The 20,250-nt window shown below is 63.1% G+C and carries 22 protein-coding genes and 1 riboswitch; of the genes, 11 read left to right on the forward strand and 11 right to left on the reverse strand.

Annotated elements, in window-relative coordinates; genetic code table 11:
• Positions 1-44: 44 nt before the first annotated feature.
• The 3 genes from J2W49_RS02345 to J2W49_RS02355 all read left to right on the forward strand — a co-directional run bounded on the left by J2W49_RS02345 (position 45) and on the right by J2W49_RS02355 (position 2,414).
• The gene (locus J2W49_RS02345; RefSeq protein ID WP_310311221.1) at positions 45-824 is read left to right on the forward strand and encodes a Crp/Fnr family transcriptional regulator; all 780 of its coding nucleotides are present in this window, start codon (positions 45-47) and stop codon (positions 822-824) included.
• A 201-nt stretch (positions 825-1,025) separates the two neighbouring features.
• On the forward strand, positions 1,026-1,820 hold the full coding sequence (locus tag J2W49_RS02350; RefSeq protein WP_310311224.1) for a Crp/Fnr family transcriptional regulator: 795 nt from the start codon (positions 1,026-1,028) through the stop codon (positions 1,818-1,820).
• A gap of 144 nt (positions 1,821-1,964) precedes the next feature.
• Positions 1,965-2,414 (forward strand): PRC-barrel domain-containing protein, encoded by a 450-nt coding sequence (locus J2W49_RS02355; protein ID WP_310311227.1) that lies wholly within the window; start codon positions 1,965-1,967, stop codon positions 2,412-2,414.
• Between the two features lie 87 nt (positions 2,415-2,501).
• Here J2W49_RS02355 and J2W49_RS02360 read toward each other — a convergent pair whose 3' ends face one another.
• Both J2W49_RS02360 and J2W49_RS02365 read right to left on the reverse strand, forming a co-directional pair.
• On the reverse strand, positions 2,502-3,284 hold the full coding sequence (locus tag J2W49_RS02360) for a hypothetical protein (RefSeq protein WP_310311229.1): 783 nt from the start codon (positions 3,282-3,284) through the stop codon (positions 2,502-2,504).
• A gap of 97 nt (positions 3,285-3,381) precedes the next feature.
• Positions 3,382-3,720: a hypothetical protein gene (locus J2W49_RS02365; protein ID WP_310311232.1), complete on the reverse strand. Its 339-nt coding sequence runs from the start codon at positions 3,718-3,720 to the stop codon at positions 3,382-3,384.
• Between the two features lie 224 nt (positions 3,721-3,944).
• Here J2W49_RS02365 and J2W49_RS02370 point away from each other — a divergent pair, with 224 nt between their 5' ends.
• Positions 3,945-4,175 carry a hypothetical protein gene (locus J2W49_RS02370; protein WP_310311233.1) on the forward strand — a complete coding sequence of 77 codons (231 nt, stop codon included), beginning with the start codon at positions 3,945-3,947 and terminating at the stop codon, positions 4,173-4,175.
• Between the two features lie 28 nt (positions 4,176-4,203).
• On the opposite strand, the gene J2W49_RS02375 is transcribed toward J2W49_RS02370, so the two are convergent.
• The 4 genes from J2W49_RS02375 to J2W49_RS02390 form a co-directional block, all read right to left on the reverse strand.
• Entirely contained in the window at positions 4,204-6,633 is a 2,430-nt protein-coding gene (locus tag J2W49_RS02375) for an autotransporter family protein (protein WP_310311236.1), read from the reverse strand.
• 376 nt (positions 6,634-7,009) lie between these two features.
• Positions 7,010-7,960, reverse strand: a complete 951-nt coding sequence (locus tag J2W49_RS02380) for an autotransporter outer membrane beta-barrel domain-containing protein (protein ID WP_310312129.1) — start codon at positions 7,958-7,960, stop codon at positions 7,010-7,012.
• Positions 7,846-9,486: a hypothetical protein gene (locus tag J2W49_RS02385; protein ID WP_310311238.1), complete on the reverse strand. Its 1,641-nt coding sequence runs from the start codon at positions 9,484-9,486 to the stop codon at positions 7,846-7,848. Before J2W49_RS02385 ends, J2W49_RS02380 begins: the two co-directional genes overlap by 115 nt.
• Positions 9,487-9,738: 252 nt before the next feature.
• Positions 9,739-10,317, reverse strand: coding sequence for a TMEM165/GDT1 family protein (locus tag J2W49_RS02390; protein WP_310311241.1), 579 nt, complete (start codon positions 10,315-10,317; stop codon positions 9,739-9,741).
• Positions 10,318-10,333: 16 nt separating this feature from the next.
• A riboswitch (yybP-ykoY riboswitch) is annotated at positions 10,334-10,521 on the reverse strand.
• A gap of 149 nt (positions 10,522-10,670) precedes the next feature.
• Here J2W49_RS02390 and J2W49_RS02395 point away from each other — a divergent pair.
• The 4 genes from J2W49_RS02395 to J2W49_RS02410 all read left to right on the forward strand — a co-directional run bounded on the left by J2W49_RS02395 (position 10,671) and on the right by J2W49_RS02410 (position 12,987).
• Positions 10,671-10,988: a BON domain-containing protein gene (locus tag J2W49_RS02395; protein ID WP_310311244.1), complete on the forward strand. Its 318-nt coding sequence runs from the start codon at positions 10,671-10,673 to the stop codon at positions 10,986-10,988.
• 181 nt (positions 10,989-11,169) lie between these two features.
• Positions 11,170-11,538: a hypothetical protein gene (locus J2W49_RS02400; RefSeq protein WP_310311246.1), complete on the forward strand. Its 369-nt coding sequence runs from the start codon at positions 11,170-11,172 to the stop codon at positions 11,536-11,538.
• 107 nt (positions 11,539-11,645) lie between these two features.
• The gene (locus J2W49_RS02405) at positions 11,646-11,795 is read left to right on the forward strand and encodes a lmo0937 family membrane protein (RefSeq protein ID WP_310311250.1); all 150 of its coding nucleotides are present in this window, start codon (positions 11,646-11,648) and stop codon (positions 11,793-11,795) included.
• Between the two features lie 235 nt (positions 11,796-12,030).
• Entirely contained in the window at positions 12,031-12,987 is a 957-nt protein-coding gene (locus J2W49_RS02410; protein WP_310311252.1) for a hypothetical protein, read from the forward strand.
• A 233-nt stretch (positions 12,988-13,220) separates the two neighbouring features.
• On the opposite strand, the gene J2W49_RS02415 is transcribed toward J2W49_RS02410, so the two are convergent.
• Together J2W49_RS02415 and J2W49_RS02420 are read right to left on the reverse strand one after the other, a co-directional pair.
• Complete coding sequence (locus tag J2W49_RS02415) at positions 13,221-13,871, reverse strand: glycine zipper 2TM domain-containing protein (protein WP_310311256.1); 651 nt, start codon at positions 13,869-13,871, stop codon at positions 13,221-13,223.
• Between the two features lie 140 nt (positions 13,872-14,011).
• Complete coding sequence (locus tag J2W49_RS02420) at positions 14,012-16,078, reverse strand: catalase (RefSeq protein WP_310311258.1); 2,067 nt, start codon at positions 16,076-16,078, stop codon at positions 14,012-14,014.
• Positions 16,079-16,402: 324 nt separating this feature from the next.
• Here J2W49_RS02420 and J2W49_RS02425 point away from each other — a divergent pair, with 324 nt between their 5' ends.
• On the forward strand, positions 16,403-16,900 hold the full coding sequence (locus tag J2W49_RS02425) for a hypothetical protein (protein ID WP_310311260.1): 498 nt from the start codon (positions 16,403-16,405) through the stop codon (positions 16,898-16,900).
• 46 nt (positions 16,901-16,946) lie between these two features.
• On the opposite strand, the gene J2W49_RS02430 is transcribed toward J2W49_RS02425, so the two are convergent.
• From J2W49_RS02430 to J2W49_RS02440, 3 genes are all read right to left on the reverse strand, one after another.
• Positions 16,947-17,648 (reverse strand): Crp/Fnr family transcriptional regulator, encoded by a 702-nt coding sequence (locus J2W49_RS02430; protein WP_310311261.1) that lies wholly within the window; start codon positions 17,646-17,648, stop codon positions 16,947-16,949.
• A 119-nt stretch (positions 17,649-17,767) separates the two neighbouring features.
• Positions 17,768-18,529: a Crp/Fnr family transcriptional regulator gene (locus J2W49_RS02435; RefSeq protein ID WP_310311263.1), complete on the reverse strand. Its 762-nt coding sequence runs from the start codon at positions 18,527-18,529 to the stop codon at positions 17,768-17,770.
• 295 nt (positions 18,530-18,824) lie between these two features.
• On the reverse strand, positions 18,825-19,049 hold the full coding sequence (locus J2W49_RS02440) for a hypothetical protein (protein WP_310312212.1): 225 nt from the start codon (positions 19,047-19,049) through the stop codon (positions 18,825-18,827).
• Between J2W49_RS02440 and J2W49_RS02445 the strand changes: the two genes are divergently transcribed.
• On the forward strand, positions 18,996-19,757 hold the full coding sequence (locus J2W49_RS02445) for a PIG-L deacetylase family protein (RefSeq protein WP_310311265.1): 762 nt from the start codon (positions 18,996-18,998) through the stop codon (positions 19,755-19,757). The genes J2W49_RS02440 and J2W49_RS02445 overlap by 54 nt on opposite strands.
• A gap of 236 nt (positions 19,758-19,993) precedes the next feature.
• A complete protein-coding gene (locus J2W49_RS02450) occupies positions 19,994-20,236 on the forward strand; it encodes a hypothetical protein (protein ID WP_310311266.1) in 243 nt (80 codons plus the stop codon).
• Positions 20,237-20,250: the final 14 nt, after the last annotated feature.

Below are 20,250 nucleotides of genomic sequence, written 5' to 3' on the forward strand. Positions count from 1 at the left end.
GAGGTTCGGCAAGCCGTGGCTGCGGTCAGGCCTCACAATCGAACATGCTCCTCAAAGTCACTCCTTTGCCCTCCACGCGTGAGCCCGAAATCACGCTTTCGTGCGCCCAGTGCCAACTGCGGCCACTGGAATTGTTCCAGGCGCATGAACCTGCCGAGCTGGAGCTGGTGCAGTCACTCAAGCGCCGCGACATGCTCCTGTCTGCCGGGAAGGCACTGATTCAGGAGGGTCAGGTCGACGCGCCGCTCTACACGCTGCACAGGGGTTGGGCATTTCGCTTCAAGACGCTGAGCGACGGGCGACGGCAGATCCTGAACTTTCTGCTCGCGGGCGACTTCATCGGGGTGCAGCAGAAGATGGGCGACGCCGCCGCGCACGGAGTGGAAACGCTGACCGAGGCCGTGTTCTGCGTGTTCCAGCGCGACTCGCTGTGGGAGATTCACCGGCGTTCGCCGACCATGGGTTTCAACGTGACCTGGCTCACCGCACACGAAGAATCGCTGGTGGACGACACGCTGCTTTCGGTGGGGCGGCGCAGTGCCGAAGAGCGCATCGCCATGCTGCTGATCCTGCTGTTCAAGCGGGCAGCTGCGCTGCAGGAAGACGCTGGCTCGAAGGGCGTGCCGTTTCCTTTGACGCAACAGCACGTGGCCGACGCGCTGGGTCTTTCGCTCGTGCACACCAACAAGACGCTGCGCAAGTTGGAAAAGCGCGGCTTGCACCAGATCGTCGAGGGCCGTTTGCACATGCGCGACGTGAAGGCGCTCGCGCGCCTGGCCGATCTGTACGGAGACGGCCGCCCGCCAGTGCGTCCGCTGGTGTGAACGGGCTGCGGGATGAAAACCCGGATTGACAACCCGTAACACCTTTGTTTGGTTTCATGTCTTTGTACACAGTGAACGGTTGACCTGCGGCCTACATTGCGTCCAACCCTGCTACCCGCCGCAAAGGCCGGCAGGGATGTTGCAGCCCTCCGCCATGAACGGCAGGGGCTGCGGCAAGACGCAATGCCAACAGAGGCCGACATGATCCCTACCGTCTCACGGTTTGAAACGAACCAGTTGCTGGGCCACCTCTCTTCAGCCGAATCGCTTTGGCTGGAGCACGACCTGGAGCGTGTGGAGCTGGCCGTTGGGACGGTGCTGCATGCCAGCGGGTCTGCGCTGCGTCACGTCTACTTTCCAGGCACCGCCACCGTGTCGTTGGTGTCCCTGATGGCAGATGGGGCGTCGGCCGAAGTGGCTGTGGTGGGCAGCGAGGGCATGGTGGGCGTGTGTGCCTTCATGGGCAATGCCAGCGCGCTGAGCGATGCCGTGGTCCAGCGCCCGGGCCACGCCTGGCGCATGAGCACCACGGCCGTGCTCCACCACACCCGCCGCTCGCCCGATTTCATGCAGCAGTTGCTGGGTTACACCCAGGCCCTGTTCACCCACATGGCACAGACCAGCGCCTGCAACCGCCATCATGCGCTCGACGAGCAGGTGTGCCGATGGATGCTGCAGCACCTGGACCGCCAGGATGGCAATGAACTGCAGGTCACGCAGGAGCGCATGGCTCGCCTGTTGGGCGTGCGGCGCGAGGGTGTCACCTGGGCAGCGCTCAAGCTGCAGAAGGCCGGCCTGATCGAATACCGTCGCGGTCGCATTTTCATCCTGGACCGCGCCGGGCTGGAGGCGCGCAGCTGTGAGTGCTACGGCGTGGTGCGCAGGTCATTCGACCGGTTGTCTTGTTCGCACAGCCCCGCGCGGCGCTCGCCGTCGATGACAGACATGGGCCTGGCCACGCTGGTGGTGCACCGCCAGCCCATGGCCGTCAATTGAATTTCGCGTGGTTGTGCCCCCGCAGTGCCCAGTCGCCTGCCGCACCTCCCGCATCCCTCCTGCAGACGCCAGTTGTCCACCAGACAGGAGGCCGCACGCAGAATTCGCCCCGCCATCCAACCCTCACTATCTGGGAGCCACCACATGAACTACGAAGAACGCGATTCGTTCGGCATCTACTCTGCCACCCCCACCGCCATGGACGACACCGTCCCGGAGCGCAACCGTGGCCCGGGCCCCCACCTGATGGGTGCAGACACCCTGCTCGGCAATGACGTGGTGAACACTCAGGACGAAGACCTGGGTGACATCAAGGAAATCATGCTCGACATGCGCACTGGCCGCGTGAGCTATGCCGTGCTGTCGTTTGGGGGCTTTCTGGGCATGGGCGAGAAGCTGTTCGCCGTGCCATGGGAGGCATTGAAGCTGGATACGGTCAACAAATGCTTCGTGCTCGACGCAAGCAAGGATCGTCTGGAGAACGCGCCCGGCTTCGACAAGAACGACTGGCCCGACATGGCCGATACCGCCTGGGAAAAGGGTGTGCACGACTTCTATGGCACGCAGCCGTACGTAGACTCGCGCGCCCTCTGATTCCCCGCGCCGTCCACCTGGTGGTCGGCGTTGGGTGTCAAACGCCATCAAACCGCGCCGGCATTCGCCGCGCGGTTTTTTTTGCAGTCAAGGCGCTGCGCTGAACACTTCGTCCAGTGCCAGTTGGTCCGGCAGCACATATATGGTGGCCGACGTGCTGGAGAACACGGGCAGGATGTGGGTCTCGAAGAAGTCGACCGGCACGTTGATGCAGCCGTAGGAAATGCGGTTGTCTTCGCTCGTTTCAGAAGCCAGCCGCTCCAGTCGCCGTTCACTGGCGACGTTGGGGCGCACCCGGTGCATGGACACAGCCGCGTCGTAGTCGACCCACACCACCTCTTCGCCGCTGAGGTTGCGGCCTATCCGGCCGTTGAAGCGGCCTGCCGGCGTAGTGCGTTCTTCGGGCAATACGTCGGCAATGGCCTTTTCGCCGATGCCGGGGACGGTGTGATCGCCAATGGCCGAACCCAGCAGCACGGCCGTGTGGGCCTGCAGGTGGGCGCTGGCGTCGAACACATAGAGGCGCGCTGCCCGCTTGTCGATGATCACAAAGGGCATGGCGGCATGGTCTTGCGTGACCGCGCTCCAGAGCGCCATGTTCTTCACCTGGTCTGAAACCGGTGTGTCACCCCAGTCGGCCAGACGCACAGGCGCAGACGGCAGCGCAGCCGTACCGGTTCCAGTGGAAATGGCATTCGCGTGCGGCGGCGATCCGCTGGGCAGCACCAAGGCCAGGACGCTCAGGCCTGCGACAAGGCCCATGCGCAATTCGCCGATCAGGTGTGGAATGACGTGTTCCGACGCCGGAAAAGGCTGTGCTGCACCCGCGCAGCGAGGGTTCTTCTCCGCCTGACAGGAAGGGAGACGCATGATGCGTGCAGCTCGTTTGAACAGGAAGAAAAATTGGCCCGACAACCCGTACTCGCTGGCACGATGTGGCAGGTGTCAGGCCGGGAGGGTGAACCGATCAATTGCGGTCGGCGCGTGCAGCCAAGCGCTCATCCATGGAACGGTCCTGCTCCATGTTGGTGGTTCCCTGACTCAGGGTGCCTGAACCCGGGTTCGTGGTGTCAGTACCTTGACCCATGGTCGTGCCGGTATCTGGGCTGGTGGTGCCCTGGTTCAGGGTGCCGGTGGCAGGCGGGGTGGCGCCCTGGTTCAGTGTCCCGGTGGCAGGGTTCTGACTGCTGATGTCGCCGGGACCTGGGCTGGGCGTGCTGGGGGTGGTCTGGGCATAGACGAAGCTGGCGGAGCCAACCACGGCCAAGGCTGTCAAAGAAGCGGTGAGGTATTTGGATACGAGCATGGAAGTCTCCTTTAGGCTGCAAAGCAGCGTGGTTCAAATCCAGTCGGAAATCCCGACTGAGGTTCAGCGTAAGCCGGTGACATGCACAGGGTCTGTGCGCCTGCGAACCAACGCGGCGCCCGCAGGTGTAAGAGATTGCATATGAACCAGGTGTTTCTGTGCGCTGTCGAACCGACCGGCGCATACTGGTGCGTACCCTTCACGCATCATTGAAAAGGATTCAGATGGCTCAAACCGCACGCATCGTGGGCAAGGTCGAATACCGCGGGGGCGATGGCCCTCCGGTGGAAATTCGGGAAGGCCCTGTGGAGGTGTCGATCTCGGAAACCGACGCCACCTTGAGCTGGGTGGACGAGGAGGTGCATGGTTCTGCGGCCATGCCCCTTGGCGACTTCCAGCGTTATGTGGAGGAGGGCCTGATCAAGCTGGACGGGCCGGTACAGCCCGAGAGCTGAAGCGCACGGCAGTGCGTCTTCGCACTTTTCAGAACGCCCAGTTCAATCGCACCGAAGCGGTGTGGTCGCGCAGGCCCTTGCGCAGGCGCAGGTCGTAGCGGGCGACCAGTTCCATGTTGTCGCTGGCCTGGTGACTGATGCCTGCGCCCAGTTCAGCCAGGGTTTTTGACTGGGGCAGTCCTTCGGTGGTGAAAGCCACACCACCGCCGGTGAAACGGGCGGTCACCGCATTGCGCTGGTTGCGCAGGTCGTGGCCCAGCGCCGCGCTGACCAGCCATCGGGTCTGTGGGCTGATCTGTTGCTGCAGCTGTGCACCCACCTTCAGAATCGCTTCCTGCGCGGTCTGGGCATTGACCTGCAGGTTCAGTGCGCCGGCGCCGGTTTCGGTGTAGCCCTTGGCCTTGAGGCTGCGCCAGTCGAGCGCGAGCATGGGCTTGACCGTGGTCTGATCATTGACGGCGTAGGCCTTGCTCACCCCCACACCCAGGTGCCAAGCGTCACTGTTGTACTTGGCTTGTGCGGTGCGGCCGATGAAGCTGAGGTTGCGCTCTGACTCCACCCGGTTGCGGGTGAAGTCGCCCTGCCAGTTCAGTTGCCAGCCAGAGGCGTCCAGCGCGTGTTGCCCGTAGCCCACCAGTTGCACGCTTTCGATGTCGCTACGGTGGCCGGCGGCAAAGTCCTGGCCGTCCACCTTGCTGTCGAGGTATCCCAGGCCAAAGCCCAGCGTGGTGCTGGTGTTGAGTTCGGTCTGCGCGCCACCGATGAGGCCGTAGGTGGCCAGTTTGTAACCACTGGCGCCGAGCGCACCGTCCTGATTCACCCGATTGCCGAGTGGCTTCACCCATAGGTCCTTGCCGCCATGACCCAGACCACCTGCACCACCGCCGCTGCCACCGTTGGGCTCATGCAGGCTTGCGGCGGGGCCGCCTTCAAGTTGCTGCTGAATGGCGACCCCGGTGCTTCCGCCGATCGAGAGCAGGGTGGCGGGTGCGTTGCCATGCAGGGAGGGCATGGCCTGGCCCACCGCCTGGGCCACGGTGCGGCTGGTGGGCAGCTTGCCCAGGGCCGTGACCACGTTGTCGAAATCGGTGCCGGTGGCGCCACCGCGAATGAAGCCGTCGAGCACCCTGGCCGCCGGCACACCGTTGAGCAAGTTGTTCTCGATCACAGCGGGCACGATGCCGATCTGTTGGGGTTGTGCGGGTGCGGGTGCAGGTGAGGGTGCTGGGGAAGGAGCAGGAGCAGGAGCGGGAGCAGGAGCGGGAGCGGGAGCGGGAGCGGGAGCGGGTGCAGGTGCAGCGGCCACGATCTGCAGGTCCATCGCGTTGCCATTGGTCACCGATTCAATATCGAACAGGTAGCTGTTGTCGCTGACGTTGTTGCTCGGCGCGCTGTTGCTCAGGGTACCGCCTGCGGTGATCACGCCAGCCAGCGTCTGGCCCACCGCCAGGGTGTGGGTGGCATTCACGTCCACATCGAAGGTGGCATCGTTGGTCAGGGTCACGTTGCCGCTCACGGCCAGGCGCCCGTAGCTTGCGGTGCTGCTGGCGCCAATGCGCAGGGTGCCGCTTTGTGTGTAGTGGCCCTGCACGTTGGCCACCAGGCCCTCTGCCACGTCCAGGGTGCCGGCGTTGTGGAAGGCATCGGCATTCGGGCTGTCCACTGCCAGCGCGTACGAGGTATTGGCCACGCGCAAAGTGCCGTTGGCTTCGATGAGGAAGGTGTTGGACTCGAAGGTGTTCTCGGGCGTGAAGCGGGCACCGCTGCGCACGTTCACGGCCCCACCGGGGTTGTAAACCCAGCCGGTGATGCGTGACTGGTTTCCCAGGATGTTGATGGTAGTGGCGTCGGTGTCGACATCCCCTTCGATCACCCCCGCGTTGTTCAGGGTGGTGAGGCCCCCGTCGGGTGAGTAGATGGCGCTGAAGTTTCCTCTGATCACCGCTCCAGCTTCATTGGAGACAGTTCCAATCTGACCGAAGTTGTCTATCCCAACTTCGTCTGCAACCCCACCGATTTCGCCACCGGCTTCGTTGGTGATCGAGCCAATGGCGCCTTCGTTGTAGATGGAAATGTTGTCCGAGGTGATCGAGCCGCTATTCACAATTTGGCTGATGGATCCGACGTTGTAGATGGTGATGACGGTCCCGCTGATTTCCCCCTCGTTCAGGATGGTGACCCCGGTGACGCCTCCATCCACCCTGACAGGTCCAAAAAAACTGGCAATGCTGCCCCCGTCCTGAATGGTGAGCTGCTCGTTGGTTGCCAGGAAGCACGATCCACTTCTGTGATTCGAGACGATGAGCCCGCCATTGGCGTCGGAACATGAACCCGTCCCTGCATGCAGGGGACCCATGGCACCTCCCATCAACGTCAACGCCCCCAACGTGGCCGCAGAAACCGTGCGCAGTCTGGGGCCTGCACCAATGGCGGCGCCGCAGTGGCCTTGTCGTCTCATTTCAGGTGCCTGACAGCTCGGAGGTTTCGGATGACCAGACACAATGGCATCAACGTGATTCATGTTGTGTTGTCCCGCCGTTCGAGTTGTGTAAAAGCAGTCGCCAGGCTCCCGGGATGAAACCGATAAAGGCCCATTGGATATGGCGTGTGCATCGGACACTCGGCATGGCTGATGCATCCAATTTGCACCTATCCAAAGACTGACGGCAGACAAATATTAGCGAGTGGTGGCCTATTGCGCATCTCATGTGTCGCTGAAATGCCATAGACGTCACGCATTGCGCAACACTTGCCGGTCCCGCAGTCCGGCCATGGCATGGGGGAGATCCCCATTCACACCGTCGCGTGCCGCCGGCTCCTGGCGATTTTGTTGATCAGAACGCCCAATCCAACCGAACCGACGCGGTCTGATCGCGCAAGCCCTTGCGCAGGCGCAAGTCGTAGCGGGCGACCAGTTCCATGCTGTCGCTGGCCTGGTAGCGAATGCCCACACCCAGTTCGCCCAGGGTTCTGGACGGCGGCAGACCTTCTGTGGTGAAGGCCACGCCGCCCCCGGTGAAGCGGGCGGTTACCGCATTGTGCTGGTTGTGAAGGTCGTAGCCCAGTGCTGCGCTGGCCAGCCATTGGGTTTGTGGCGTGATCTGCTGTTGCAGCTGTGCACCCACCTTCAGCATCGCTTCCTTCGCCGTCTGTGCATTCACCTGCAGGTTCAACGCACCCGCACCTGTCTCGGTGTAGCCCTTGGCTTTGAAGCTGCGCCAGTCGAGTGCGAGCATGGGCTTGATCGTGGTCTGTGGGTTCACGGCGTAGGCCTTGCTCACCCCCACACCCACGTGCCAGGCATCGCCGTCGTAACTGGCCTGTGCAGTGCGACCAATGAAGCCAAGGTGGCGCACTGATTCCACCCGACTGCGCGTGAAGTCACCCTGCCAGTTCAGTTGCCAGCCAGCGGTGCCCAGCGCGTATTGCCCATAGGTCACCAGTTGCACGCTCTCGATGTCGCTGCCGTGGCTGGCGGCAAAGTCCTGTCCCTTCACCTCACTGCCGAGGTAGCCCAGCCCAAAGCCCAGCGTGGTGCTGGCGTTCATCTCGGTCTGCACCCCGCCGATGAGACCGTAGGTGGCCAGCCTGTAGCCGCTGGCGCCATCCACAGCGTCCTGGTTCACGCGGTTGCCCAGGGTCTTGACCCAGAGGCCCTTGCCGCTGGTGTTCAGGCCACCCGCGCCACCACCACTGCCGCCGTTGCGTTCCTGCAGGCTGGCCACGAGGCCGCCTTCAAGTTGCTGCTGAATGGCGACCCCGGTGCTTCCGCCGAGCGAGAGCAGGGTGGCGGGTGCGTTGCCATGCAGGGAGGCATGGTCTGGCCCACCGCCAGGGCCACGGTGCGGCTGGTGGGCAGCTTGCCCAGGGCGGTGACCACGTTGTCGAAATCGGTGCCGGTGGCGCCGCCGCGAATGAAGCCGTCGAGCACGCCTGCAGCCGGGGCACCGTTGGGCAGGTTATTCTGCATCACTGCTGGCACGATCCCGACGGGCGGTGGCGGGGGGGCTGGCGCAGGGGCGGGTGCCGGGGAAGGGGACGGTGCAGGGGATGGGGACGGTGCTGGTGCTGGCGCTGGCGCGGGTGGAGGTGCCACGATCTGCAGGTCCACCGCGTTGCCGTTGGTCACCGACTCGAAGTCGAACAGGTAGCTGTTGTCGCTGACGTTGTCGCTGGGCGCGTTGTTGGTCAGGGTGCCGCCAGCGCTGATCACGCCGGGCAACGTCTGCCCCACAGCCAGGGTGTTGGTGGTGTTCACGTCCACATCGATGGTGGCATCGCCGGTCAGCGTGGCATTGCCGCTCACGCTCAGGCGACCAAAGTTGGCTGTGCTGCTGGCACCAATACGAAGGGTTCCACTTTGTGTGTAGTGGCCTTGTATGTTGGCCACCAGCCCTTCTTCCACGTCCAGGGTGCCGGCGTTGTTGAAGGCGTCGGCAGCAGGGCTGCTGACCGTCAAGGCGTACGAGGTATTGGCCACACGCAAGGTGGCGTTGCTTTCAATGAGGAAGGTGCTGGAGTTGAAGGTGTTCTCTGGCGTGAAGCTGGCACCACTGCGAACGTTCACGGACCCGCCGTTGTTGATGACCCAGCCGGTAATGCTTGACTGGTCTCCCAGGATGTTGATGGTGGTACTGCTTGTTTGAACATTGCCGTCGATCTCACCTGCGTTGTTGAGGGTGGTGAGCGTGCCAAACGGCGAGTAGATGGCTCTTGCTGTACCACGGATCAGTGCACCGGCTTCGTTGTTGATGGTGCCTATCTGGCCCCAGTTCGTGATCGTGAGGAAACCGCTCGTGAGTTCTCCGCCTGCTTCGTTGGTGATGGATCCGATGATGCCCTCGTTGTTGATGGCGGCGTCCCCGCCGGTGATGTCGCCGGTGTTGACGATCTGGCCGATGGTTCCGTAGTTGACAATGCCCTGCCAGGTGCCGCCGATGTCGCCATCGTTCTGGATGCCAACGCCGGTGATGCCATGGAGCACGCGGACGGGTATGGAGCCGCCACCGTCGATGCTTCCCCCCGGATTGACTGTCAATTCGTCGTCTGCTTCCAGGTCGCAGGTGCCTGCCCGGGCGTCAGACACCGTGAGTCCGCCGCTTCCCACGGAGCATGAACCCGTGCCCGCATGCACCGGACCCACGCTGCCGCCCATCAGAGCCAGGGCTCCCAGCGTGGCCGCAGAAACCATGCGCAGCTTGGCCCCTGTGCCAAAGGCGGCGCTGCCTTTGCCACGTCGCCGCGCGGTTTCCGGCGCTACTCGGCTGGGGCTCTGAGGATGGGCACAAACAATGGTGTAGATGTGGTTCATGGTGTGCGGTTATTGAGCGTTGACAGCAAGGAGCAGCAAGCGCGCGAAGGCACGCGCTTGGAGCCGCCTCCCATGGAACAGCTCACAGACCCATCGCGTAGCGACAGGGTGCCTGCACAAAGACTATAGGAGCCCTGGCTGTCTGAAATGTCGGAAGTGACCTGGATACAACGGTCACTTTGCGTTGTTCAACTCGTCCCGATGGTGGCCGAACGCTTGCCTGGAACTTGTCCGTCAATAGGCGGACAAGTGCTAAAACCCCAGCCGTTCCCCGGCCCCCCACAGCGTGGCCACGCCCAGCACCGCAAACACCGTCGCAGCGATGCCATGCACCAGCCTCATGGGGATTCTTTCGGCCAGCTTGTTGCCCACGAACACGGCGGGAACGTCGGCAATGAGCATACCCAGCGTGGTGCCCAGCACCACCCACAGCGGTGCCGCATAGTTGGCGGCTAGGGCCACGGTGGCGATCTGGGTCTTGTCGCCCATTTCGGCCAGGAAGAAGGTGATGAGCGTGGCGCCGAACACGCCAAAGCGGGTGGCCACGCGGGTTTCGTCGTCTTCGATCTGGTCGGGAATCAGTGTCCACACCGCCATGGCCAGGAACGATGCGCCCAGCACCCAGCGGAGCACCTCAGGGGTGAGTACGGTGGTGATCCACACACCCAGCGCACCCGCCAGGCCGTGGTTGATCAGCGTGGCCAGCAGGATGCCGGCGATGATGGGCAGGGGCTTTTTGAAGCGGGCGGCCAGGATGAAGGCAAGCAACTGGGTCTTGTCGCCGATTTCTGCTAGGGCAACGACGCCGGTGGAGACGAGCAGGGCTTCCATGAGAGGGGGGATCCTTGAGGCCGGAGCAACAGACGAATGACCACCACGCTTCCCCGGCCAACGCGGAGGCATGGTGGTCAAAGGTCTTGCCAGGCGGTGGGCTGCATGCGCCATGGCGGGAATGTGATTTCCCGACCAAGTGTGTTGACGCAAGCCTCTTCAAGGTGATGTGGTGAAGAGCGGCTACTCCCCAATGACGGGCGAGAGTTTATCAGGGCACCGGGGTGCGACACCGCACAGACGCTCTGCGATCTCCCGCATAACCTGAGCAGTCTGGCGCTGGAACTGTCTCCAGCGATCTCGCGCGGTACCGCCAGATGGTCCGCCGGTCTCTCATATCCAAGGAATACTCCATGAAAACCATCCAACGCATTTCGGTCCTCGTGCTCGCTGCCGCTGCTTTCACCACCATGGTGGGCTGCGCTTCCACCGCCACCAAGGAAAGCACCGGTCAGTACGTGGACGACACCGCCATCACCGCTAAGGTGAAGGCCGCCATCTTCAACGAACCCACGCTGAAGTCGGCCGAGGTCAATGTGGAAACCTACAAGCGCGTGGTCCAGCTCAGCGGATTCGTGAGCTCGCAGGCCGACATCCAGAAGGCAACCACGGTTGCCCGTGGGGTGGAAGGCGTGGCCTCGGTGAAGAACGACATGCGCATGAAGCAGTGAGGCACCCCCTGCGCCGCTTCGCTTCTTCCCCCTCTCTCGCCTTCGGCGGGAGGGGGACGGCACCTCAGGCCCGGCAAAGCCGGTTCCTCGGCGCCTCTGGTTGAGGTTGCTTCTGGCGGGCGGGTTCTGCTTTGGCGACTTGACCTTGTTTCTATAACCCCTTATTTTCTGAAAGCTCATCATGAACACGCCTGGCAACAACATCAGCAAAGACGTTTCCGCATTGGCCAACACGGCCGCACAAACCGCAGAAGGTGCCGTGCGTCTGGCTCAGCAGGGCGCAAGCCGTGTGGCTGACGGCGTGAATGAAGTGCGCGCGCAGACCGGCACCGCTTTCAAGCACCTGGCTCACGACACAGAGCTGCTCGCCCAGCACAGCAAGGAGGCACTGCGAGAGAGCATGGAGCAGTTGCGCGAGCGTTCACTGCAAACCCGCGATTCCGCTGCGACCTATGTTCAGCACGAGCCGATCAAGTCGGTGTTGATCGCCGCTGCTGTGGGCGCTGCGCTCATGGGCATGCTCACATTGCTCAATCGCCCACGTCGCTGAAAGGGTATAGGGGACGGCGGGACACTATCGCAGGTTGGAAGAGAGGCGTCTTCGCTTCGCGCGGGCGCTTGGTCTTGGGCGTGTTTGCTTTTCATGCAGGGGGCTCCATGATTGACGTCCTGGTAATCGTTTCGCTTCTTCTGTGGCTTCTTGGGCAGATCACCTCGACCACCCTGGATGGCTTGACCCACGTGCTGCTGGTGATCGCCGTGGTCTTGGTCCTCATGCGTTTGATATCAGGCCGACCTCCCGTCTGATCGGTGGCGATCACTTTTTGCCCTTGCGCCTGGAGCCTTTCCCAAAAAAAGACCTGCAACGCAGGTCAAAAGGGGGAGGAGATCTCTGGCAGCGGAGCCGGGATTTGGCTGGGGCAACGTTCGAAACCGCACAGACGTTTCGTCGCCCCATCTCTACCGTCAACCCTCTTCGAACAACGGCGACGCCCAGATTTCTTGTGGTGCTGTATGGGTGTTTCGGTCACAGGAGGTGAACATGACAAATCCCGGCACATTGGGCACCGAGCGCTCAGATCACGGTCTCGTCACCAGCGACCACGCCATCGAGCGTTCCTCATCAGGCATGAGTGCGGTTTCATGGGGGGCCATCTTGGCGGGTGCAGCGGCTGCGGCGGCACTGTCGCTGATCCTGCTGATTCTGGGTGTGGGCCTGGGACTTTCGTCAGTTTCTCCGTGGGCCCACGCAGGCGTGGGAGCCACCACCTTGGGCGTGTCAACCATCGCATGGCTGACGGTGACCCAGTTGTTGGCCTCCGGTATGGGCGGTTACCTCGCGGGCCGTCTGCGCCGCAGGTGGATTGGCACCCTTCCTGATGAGGTGTATTTCCGCGACACGGCCCATGGCTTTCTGGCCTGGGCCGTGTCGTCGCTGGCCACTGCAGCGCTGCTCACCTCGGTCATCGGTTCCATCGTGGGAGCTGGCGTCCAGGCCGGTTCCACCGTTGCAGCTGGGGCGGCTGGCGGCACCGGTGGTGCTCTCACTGCAGTGGCGAGCCTGGCGCAAGGCGAGGAGGAAAGGTCGATGGCTTACTTCGTGGACTCACTGTTTCGCCGCGATGCGACCGACGCGACGGTGGCGACCACTCTCACCGACCCGGGGCAAAAGAACGTCCTGGAGGCCGAAGAAATCAGCCGCATCTTCATGAATTTCAGTCTGTCGGAACCGCTGCCCGCCGATGATGTGCGGCATGTCGGCCAACTGGTCGCCCAGCGCACAGGTTTGTCGCAGGCCGACGCGGAAAAACGGGTCACAGATACCTACGAACGTGCTCAGGCTCGGAAGCAGGAGGCAGAAGCCGCAGCGCGGGACGCTGCAGACACGGCTCGCAGGGCTTCTGTGTACACAGCGCTGTGGATGTTCATCTCGCTGCTGATCGGGGCCTTTGTTGCCAGTCTCTCTGCCACCTGGGGCGGGCGTCAACGCGATACCTGAGATTGTTCATCCAACCGTTTTGGAAGGCACAACATGCGCTCACTTCTTCTCTTCTTCCTGGGCGTCCCGATCCCCGTGATCATCCTGATTGCTTTGATTTTTTGAAGGCATGGGTTGTCCGCCAGGCGGAGCGAAGCCCAAAAACGAAGCCCCAAAAAAAAGACCTGCAGCGCAGGTCGAAAGGGGGGGAGAACCTTTGCGGTCAGACCGCGATTTCTTGTGGTCGCCGCATGTCAGATCCGCGGCTCGCCGTCGCCATTGACTGTGACGGTGCGTCCGGGTGGTTCGGTCATCTGCACCCGGTGTTCGACACCGCGGAAGTTGTAGGTCACGTCCCAGTAGTCGGGTGTGCTGCGGCTGTGATCGGTGGTGCAGCGCTGCACGTCCTGCGTCTGGGTACCTCCGTAGCCACCACTTCGGCCCACGTTGGAACCCACTACCGCGCCCGCCACCACGCCACCAGCGGTGGCGATGTCACGCCCACTGCCGCCGCCGATCTGGTGACCCAGAATGCCGCCGATCACCGCGCCAACGACGGCGCCTGGCATATTGGCCGGGCCGCGCGTCACAGGCACGTTTTCACGCTCGATCCAGCAGCGTTGCCCGCGCTCACCCATGACGGCACGTACCGAAGTCACAGGGACGTCAAACAGGCGCTCACGATCGCGGCGGCGGTAGTCGCGCCGGCCTTCCTCGCGCCGGTTTTCCTGCTGCTGGACCTGCGGTGCCGGGTAGGTGTAGACCGGCTGGGGCGCCTGGGCCACCGGCTGTTCGTACACCGGGTAAGGGTAGGGCGCGGCACAGCCGGCCAGGGCCAGCACGGCAACGGCGGTGAGGGCGCTGGGCAACAAGCCCTTGAAGCTGCGGGGTGTGGATGTTTTCATGGAAGGCTCCTGGAAGACAGCAATATGCTGACCCTCAAGGTAGGCGCAATGTCGGGTGCCGTCTGTGCGCTGTCGCACCTGCCTGGGCCAGCAGGCGGATCACCGATAGAAGGTGAATCCGCCGGGGCCTGTGCAGGGGTTCAAGCCAGCATGCGCACCGATGCCTCGCGGGTCCATTGACGTGTACACGCGGCATCCACAAACGCCTTGGGGTTGTCCGCGCCCAGCACGCCTGCATCGGGCTTGATGCCGGCCGCCATCAGCAAAGCCTGCGCACCCGCATCGGTGGCAATGGCCTTGAGGTGGCCAAAGGCGTCGCGCACGAAATCCACCGCCGCCGCTTCATTGCACAGGGCATTGCCGGCCGACCCCGCGAGCACCAGCGCCACAGCGTCGAACAACACCGATGGCGAGCCAGCGAGTTGGCCGTCGGCCGCCAGCTTCTCGCCATTGGCCAGCGTGACGCCTCCCACGCGCGGCGCAATGACTTTTACGCCGGCACCGGCCGCCACTGCGGCTTTCTTCAACGCGGCAATGGCAGCGCCGTCGGAGCCATCGTCCACCAGAATGGCGATGCACCGGCCGGCCAGCGTGTGCCTGGCGTTGTCGATGATGCTCAAGGCCGCTGAAGGGGGCAGATTCTTCACCGGCTGGGCTGGCGTCGCTGCCGCAGGCAATTTCTCCAATCCCAGACCGTCTGCCACCCGCTGCCCCAGGGCCGCATCGATCACCAGCAGGTGCGACACCATGGCCTCGCGTATGTGCGGATGCTCCACTTTCGACAGTTCGAACACCAGCGCCGACGCGAGGTGTGCCTGCTCGGTTTCGGTCTGGCTGATCCAGAACTGACGCGCCTGGCTGTAGTGGTCGGCAAAGCTGGCGTCGCGCACCCGGCCGCGCTCGCCGCCTTCGTCCAGGGCCACGCTCACAAACCCATTGGTGCGATCGCTGCGCGGTGAGTCAGGCGACAACGTGTTGGGCTCGTAGGCCACGCGCCCGGCCGGTTGCGCCATCTGCATGTGGCCGTCGCGCTGGTGGTTGGCAAACGGGCACTTCGCCGCATTGATCGGTATCTGTTCGAAGTTCACCGAACCCAGGCGCGAGAGCTGCGTGTCGCGGTACGAGAACAGGCGACCCTGCAGCAGCGGGTCGTTGGAGAAGTCGATGCCGGGGACCAGATGCGAAGGGCAGAACGCCACCTGCTCGGTCTCGGCAAAGAAATTGTTGGGCCAGCGATCAAGCACCAGGCGACCGATCACCTGCAAGGGCACCAGCTCTTCGGGAATGATCTTGGTCGCGTCGAGATGGTTGAAGGGAAAGGCGTCGGCCTCTGCCTGCGTGAACAGCTGTACCGCGAACTCCCATTCAGCCACTTCACCCGCGCTCAGCGCGTCGAACAGTTCGCGGCGGTGGTAGTCCGGGTCGGCGCCGGCGATTTTCACGGTCTCGTCCCACACGGTGGACTGCATGCCCAGCTTGGGGCGCCAGTGGAACTTCACGAAAGTCGAATCGCCGGCGGCATTGAGCAGTCTGAAGCTGTGCACGCCAAAGCCTTCGATCATGCGCAGCGAACGCGGCAAGGTGCGGTCCGACATGATCCACATCACCATGTGCATGGACTCGGGCGTGAGCGAAATGAAATCCCAGAACGTGTCGTGGGCTGTGGCGGCCTGAGGGAACGCGCGGTCGGGTTCCATCTTGACAGCGTGGACCAGGTCGGGGAACTTGATCGCGTCCTGGATGAAGAAGACAGGAATGTTGTTGCCCACCAGATCCCAATTGCCTTCCTTGGTGTAGAGCTTCACCGCGAAGCCCCGCACATCGCGCGGCGTGTCGGTGGAACCCGAACCGCCGGCCACCGTGGAGATGCGCGAGAACACGGGCGTTTTTTCGCCGACCTCGGTGAGCACCTTGGCCGTGGTGTAGGCCGCCAGCGAATGGGTGAGTTCAAAGAACCCATGGGCGCCGGAGCCGCGCGCATGCACCACCCGCTCAGGAATGCGTTCGTGGTCGAAGTGGGTGATCTTCTCGCGCAGGATGAAGTCTTCCAGCAGGGTGGGTCCCTGGGGGTGAGCGCGCAGCGAATTCTGGTTGTCGGCGATCACCAATCCCTGCTGTGTGGTCAGTGGCGGATGCTCGGCGTTTGCCTGCTGGTGCAGTTCGCCGCCGTTGCCCAGCAGGTCGTCCTGGGTTTGAGGTTTTTTCATGAGGTTCCTTTTCAGTTGGATAGCTGAGGTTCGTCGTGGCGTCCTTCTGGTCGACAGGAGCCACGGGGGGCGACCTGGCAAGCATGGTGGGGCGGTCTGCTCCCGTCGGTGCTATGGCGTACATACCTGGCACGTCGCAGCCTGCCAACAGGCGTGTCGGCGTACGCGGAGCAGGCGCCTGGCTCAGCCGGCGGCAGCCGCTGGTTTCCTGTGCGTTCGCTGACGTACAGACGTCCCATTCGGCGCCTGACCCAATGAACCACACCGGCATCGCATGCCACTGCGATCGCCTTCCTTTTTGAACCCCTGCCACACGGAGTTCCCATGAATGCACTGATGAACACCCCATTCGTCTCGACGAAAGCGCCAGTCGCCTCCCTGGCCCTACCCACCGTGCACGTGAATGCGCCAGGCTTGCGGCAAAGGGATCGCGATGAAATGTTCATCCAGATGCTTGATGCCTACCGGGGAAGTGGCGGCCTGTCTCGCGGCACTCAGATCAGCGCCTTGCTCGAAGGGCGCGGTCGCCACACGGCTGGCACGGTGGACAAATGGAAAGACACCAACGAAGTCATCTACTTCGAATGGGAACTCGAAACCTGGTTGCCCAGGTTCCAGTTCGACATGGCCAACAAAGCGCCGTGGGCAGAAGTGGGTCTTGTGGCCACCGAGCTGGCGGGTGTTTATGACAACTGGGAAATGGCACTGTGGTTCGCCCGTCCGAGTTCTGCGCTGGAGGGGCGGCTGCCGGCAGACACATTGCGTTCGGATCCGGACCTGGTCATTCAGGCCGCACGACACGACAGATCCCTGGCGAGCTGATGGGCCACCTCGCCCCCGCCGCGCCGATCGGGCGGGAACGGGCCGCTCAGGTTGAAGCCACCATCAGTTCGTTGTACAGCAGCTTGTCGGCCTCATAGCAGCTGCACGCCTCACCTTCGAGCCCCACCCGGTCCAGCACCTTCAACTCGCCCCGCCGGTATTCGATGAGGCCATGTTTCTGGAAGTCGCTGGCGGACTGGGTCACGCCCACGCGCCGCACGCCCAGCATCAGCGAGATGAATTCCTGCGTGACGTGGAACTGGTCGGAGCCGGCACGGTCCTGGCTCATGAGCAGCCAGCGTGCCAGCCGTTGGCCGATGGGGTGGAAGCGCTCGCACGCCGAGGCCAGGGACTGCTGGTGCAGCCGGGTCATGAGTGTCCGTTGCACCAGCGACTGCAGGCCCGGCATGTCCTCCATCGCCTGCTGCAACGTCTTGACGTCGATGCGCAGGCTGTGGCCATTGCCCTGCACCACGGCGCGCCAGGGTGTTTTTGCCAGACCCAGCACCAGTTCAGAGCCCAACATGCCTTCGCGTCCGATCATGCCCACTTCCAGGGGTGGGTGGCTGTCGATATCGACGACCAGGGAAATGAAGCCTGTGCACGGAAAGTAGGCGTGGGTCAGCTGTTTCCCGCTCTCGATCAGGTCGGACGAGAGGACCAGCTCGAAAGGTTCACACAGAGCGATGAATCGTTTTTTTTCTGCCTTGGGCAGCAGTTCGATGAGGTGATTCTCGATGTCTGACATGGTGTCCGCCCTGTTCACATGCGCCCCCAGTCCAGGGGGGCAGTCTTGCGGGTCGCTTGAGCCCTGTGCCCGGCGATCCCTGGCCCACTATGGGGCGTCTGTGTCGCGCCGACCGTCTGTCAGCGAACACAGGATGGCGAAGTGGGCAGGGTGTGCATGCCGGTTGGAACAGCGATCTTCTCAGGCAGCAGACGGTCGTATTCCGCCTTCACGACCCGGTAGCACTCACAGGTGCGCTGCTCCAGCCGGGGCCGGTCCAGCACCCAGATGTGGCCGCGCGCATAGCGGATCAGACCGGCGGCCTGCAGCTTGAGCGCCGCTTCCGTGACACCTTCGCGGCGAACGCCCAGCATGTTGGCAATCAGTTCCTGAGTCATCACCAGTTCGTTGCCGGGCAATCGGTCCAGGCTGAGCAACAGCCATCGGCAAAGCTGCTTTTCCAGCGAGTGGTGGCGGTTGCACACGGCCGTCTGGCTCATCTGAGATATCAGGGCCTGGGTGTAGCGCAGGACCAGTTCCCGGGCAGGCAAGGATCGCTCGAACGCATCCTTGAAGGCGTGGGCAGGCATCCGGTAACCCGTGCCTGCGCTTTGCACCACGGCGCGGCTCGGCATGGCGTCACCGCCCATGACGGTGCAGATGCCCAGAAGACCCTCAAAACCAATCACCGCGATTTCCGCAGATGAGCCGTTGTCCAGCACGTGAAGCATCGAGATGATCGCGTCTGAGGGGAAGTACACATGGGTCCGCTGTACGCCGGACTCGTAGATCACCTTGCCCAGCGGCAGGTCCACCTGTTCAAGCTGGGGTTTCCATCGCTGCCACTCGGCATCGGGCAGGCCTGCCAACACCCTGTTCTGGCGTGGGTTGCATGGTTTCATAGCGTCGCTGTCCTCCCAGACTGCTTTTTTTGAATCACTGTGCGCTATCGCACTGTATCTGCCCCGGAGTCAGGTGGGAGCGACCGTTGGTCTGATCACAGCGGATCCGTGAACGCCGCCGTGATGCCGCCTTCAATTGGTTCATGCCCAAGGCCGCAGAGATCACGGGCAGGACAGCATGGCGGCCACTGTTCGTCAGCGTACAGACCGTTTTATCAAACGCCGATTCAATGATCGTGACGTGCTGCCGTGTCCGGCACCGGGAGTCCTGCATGCTGGCCACTGTCATTCGTGCCTACAAGGAAGCGATCTTTGTACGTGGGTTCTTGAATTCGGTGGCAATGATGGCCGGCACGCCTGGCGTACCAATGAACATCGCCAGCTTCGCGCCGGCCATGTGGTCCGGGAGAGCATCCTGTGCCACGCTCGCCAGGAGCGGCACGCCCTTGAGGCCAGGGGACCCATCATGTCGTTTGTAGAACGGCCCACGCTGAGTCAAGACGAGGCCACGGGGGAGCATGTGTGGCGGCGCTGGTTGGCCGATGAAGGGTGCCAAGAGCGCTGTGTCCAGGAATGGATTCCTCCCTGCGCGCGTTTGGTGATTGTTGCCCCGCATCCTGACGACGAGATACTGGCCTGCGGGGGACTGATATCTGCGCACGCGGCGCAAGGCGGGCGGGTATTGTCCGTTGCCGTCACCGACGGTGAAGACAGCCATGGCGAGTCTTCTCCGTTCAATCGCGAGGAACTGGCCGAGATCCGACGCAGCGAACAGGTGCTTGGCCTGCGGCGACTGGGGCTGTCGGACCCCGAGGTGCTGGCCCTGGCGCTGAGAGACGGGTGCGTCCGGCCACAGAGTGACGTCTTGCTGGACCGATTGATGTCACTGTTGCAGCCAGGCGATGTGGTGGTGAGCACCTGGGAGAACGATGGGCATCCCGATCACGACACAACTGGCTACATGGTCAATCTCGCGAGCGCTGCCACTGGTTGCCGCTTTCTCGCAGCGCCTGTGTGGATGTGGCATTGGGCTACGCCAGCGGACGTGCGTGTGCCCTGGCGACGTTTGCGCGGCATGTCCCTGACTCCCGAGGATGTTTCGCGCAAGCAGGCTGGACTGGCGGCCCACCAGTCCCAGCTCGTTTCGCGAAATTTCAGCCTGGGTGCCGCGCTGGATGACGCCATCGTCAAGCGGGCCGCCTGGCCCACCGAGTACTACTTTGTTTGAGTGCCTGAGCGTCCTTCCTCCAAGCCTGCTCGCCATGCCAAAGTGCTTCCACCCGGCCTTGCAAGTGCACGTCCAGGCCATGCCATCGTTGCGGCATAACGCCCGGGTCGAGCGCGTTCTGTGGTGAAAACAGGCGCCTTAAGTTCGCGAGCGCACAGACCTTGCGCGGGTCAGCGGGTACAAATGGTTTCAGTCCCTAGGAAGGCGTCTGCCTTCAATCATTTCAGGAGAGACCCATGCCCAAGAACACCGCTGTCACGCCACTGTGGACCACCTCGTCGTTCGGGCATCCGGCCGATTGGCTGTCGTCCGAACGTTCCGAACTGAGCGCCCACCTGACGCATTGCGGCGCCCAAAGGCGGCCCCTGCACGTGTTGCGCAGCGGGGCGGACCGGCTCCAGGGCGTGCTGGTGTCCCGCGTGGTCACGTCGGTCGTGGTGTTGGGTTTGCTGCTGGGTTGTTCCTGGTTGGCCCTTTGAGGCAGCCGGCGCTT

This window comes from Hydrogenophaga palleronii, assembly GCF_031457455.1.
In the GTDB taxonomy this organism is placed as follows: domain Bacteria; phylum Pseudomonadota; class Gammaproteobacteria; order Burkholderiales; family Burkholderiaceae_C; genus Hydrogenophaga; species Hydrogenophaga palleronii_A.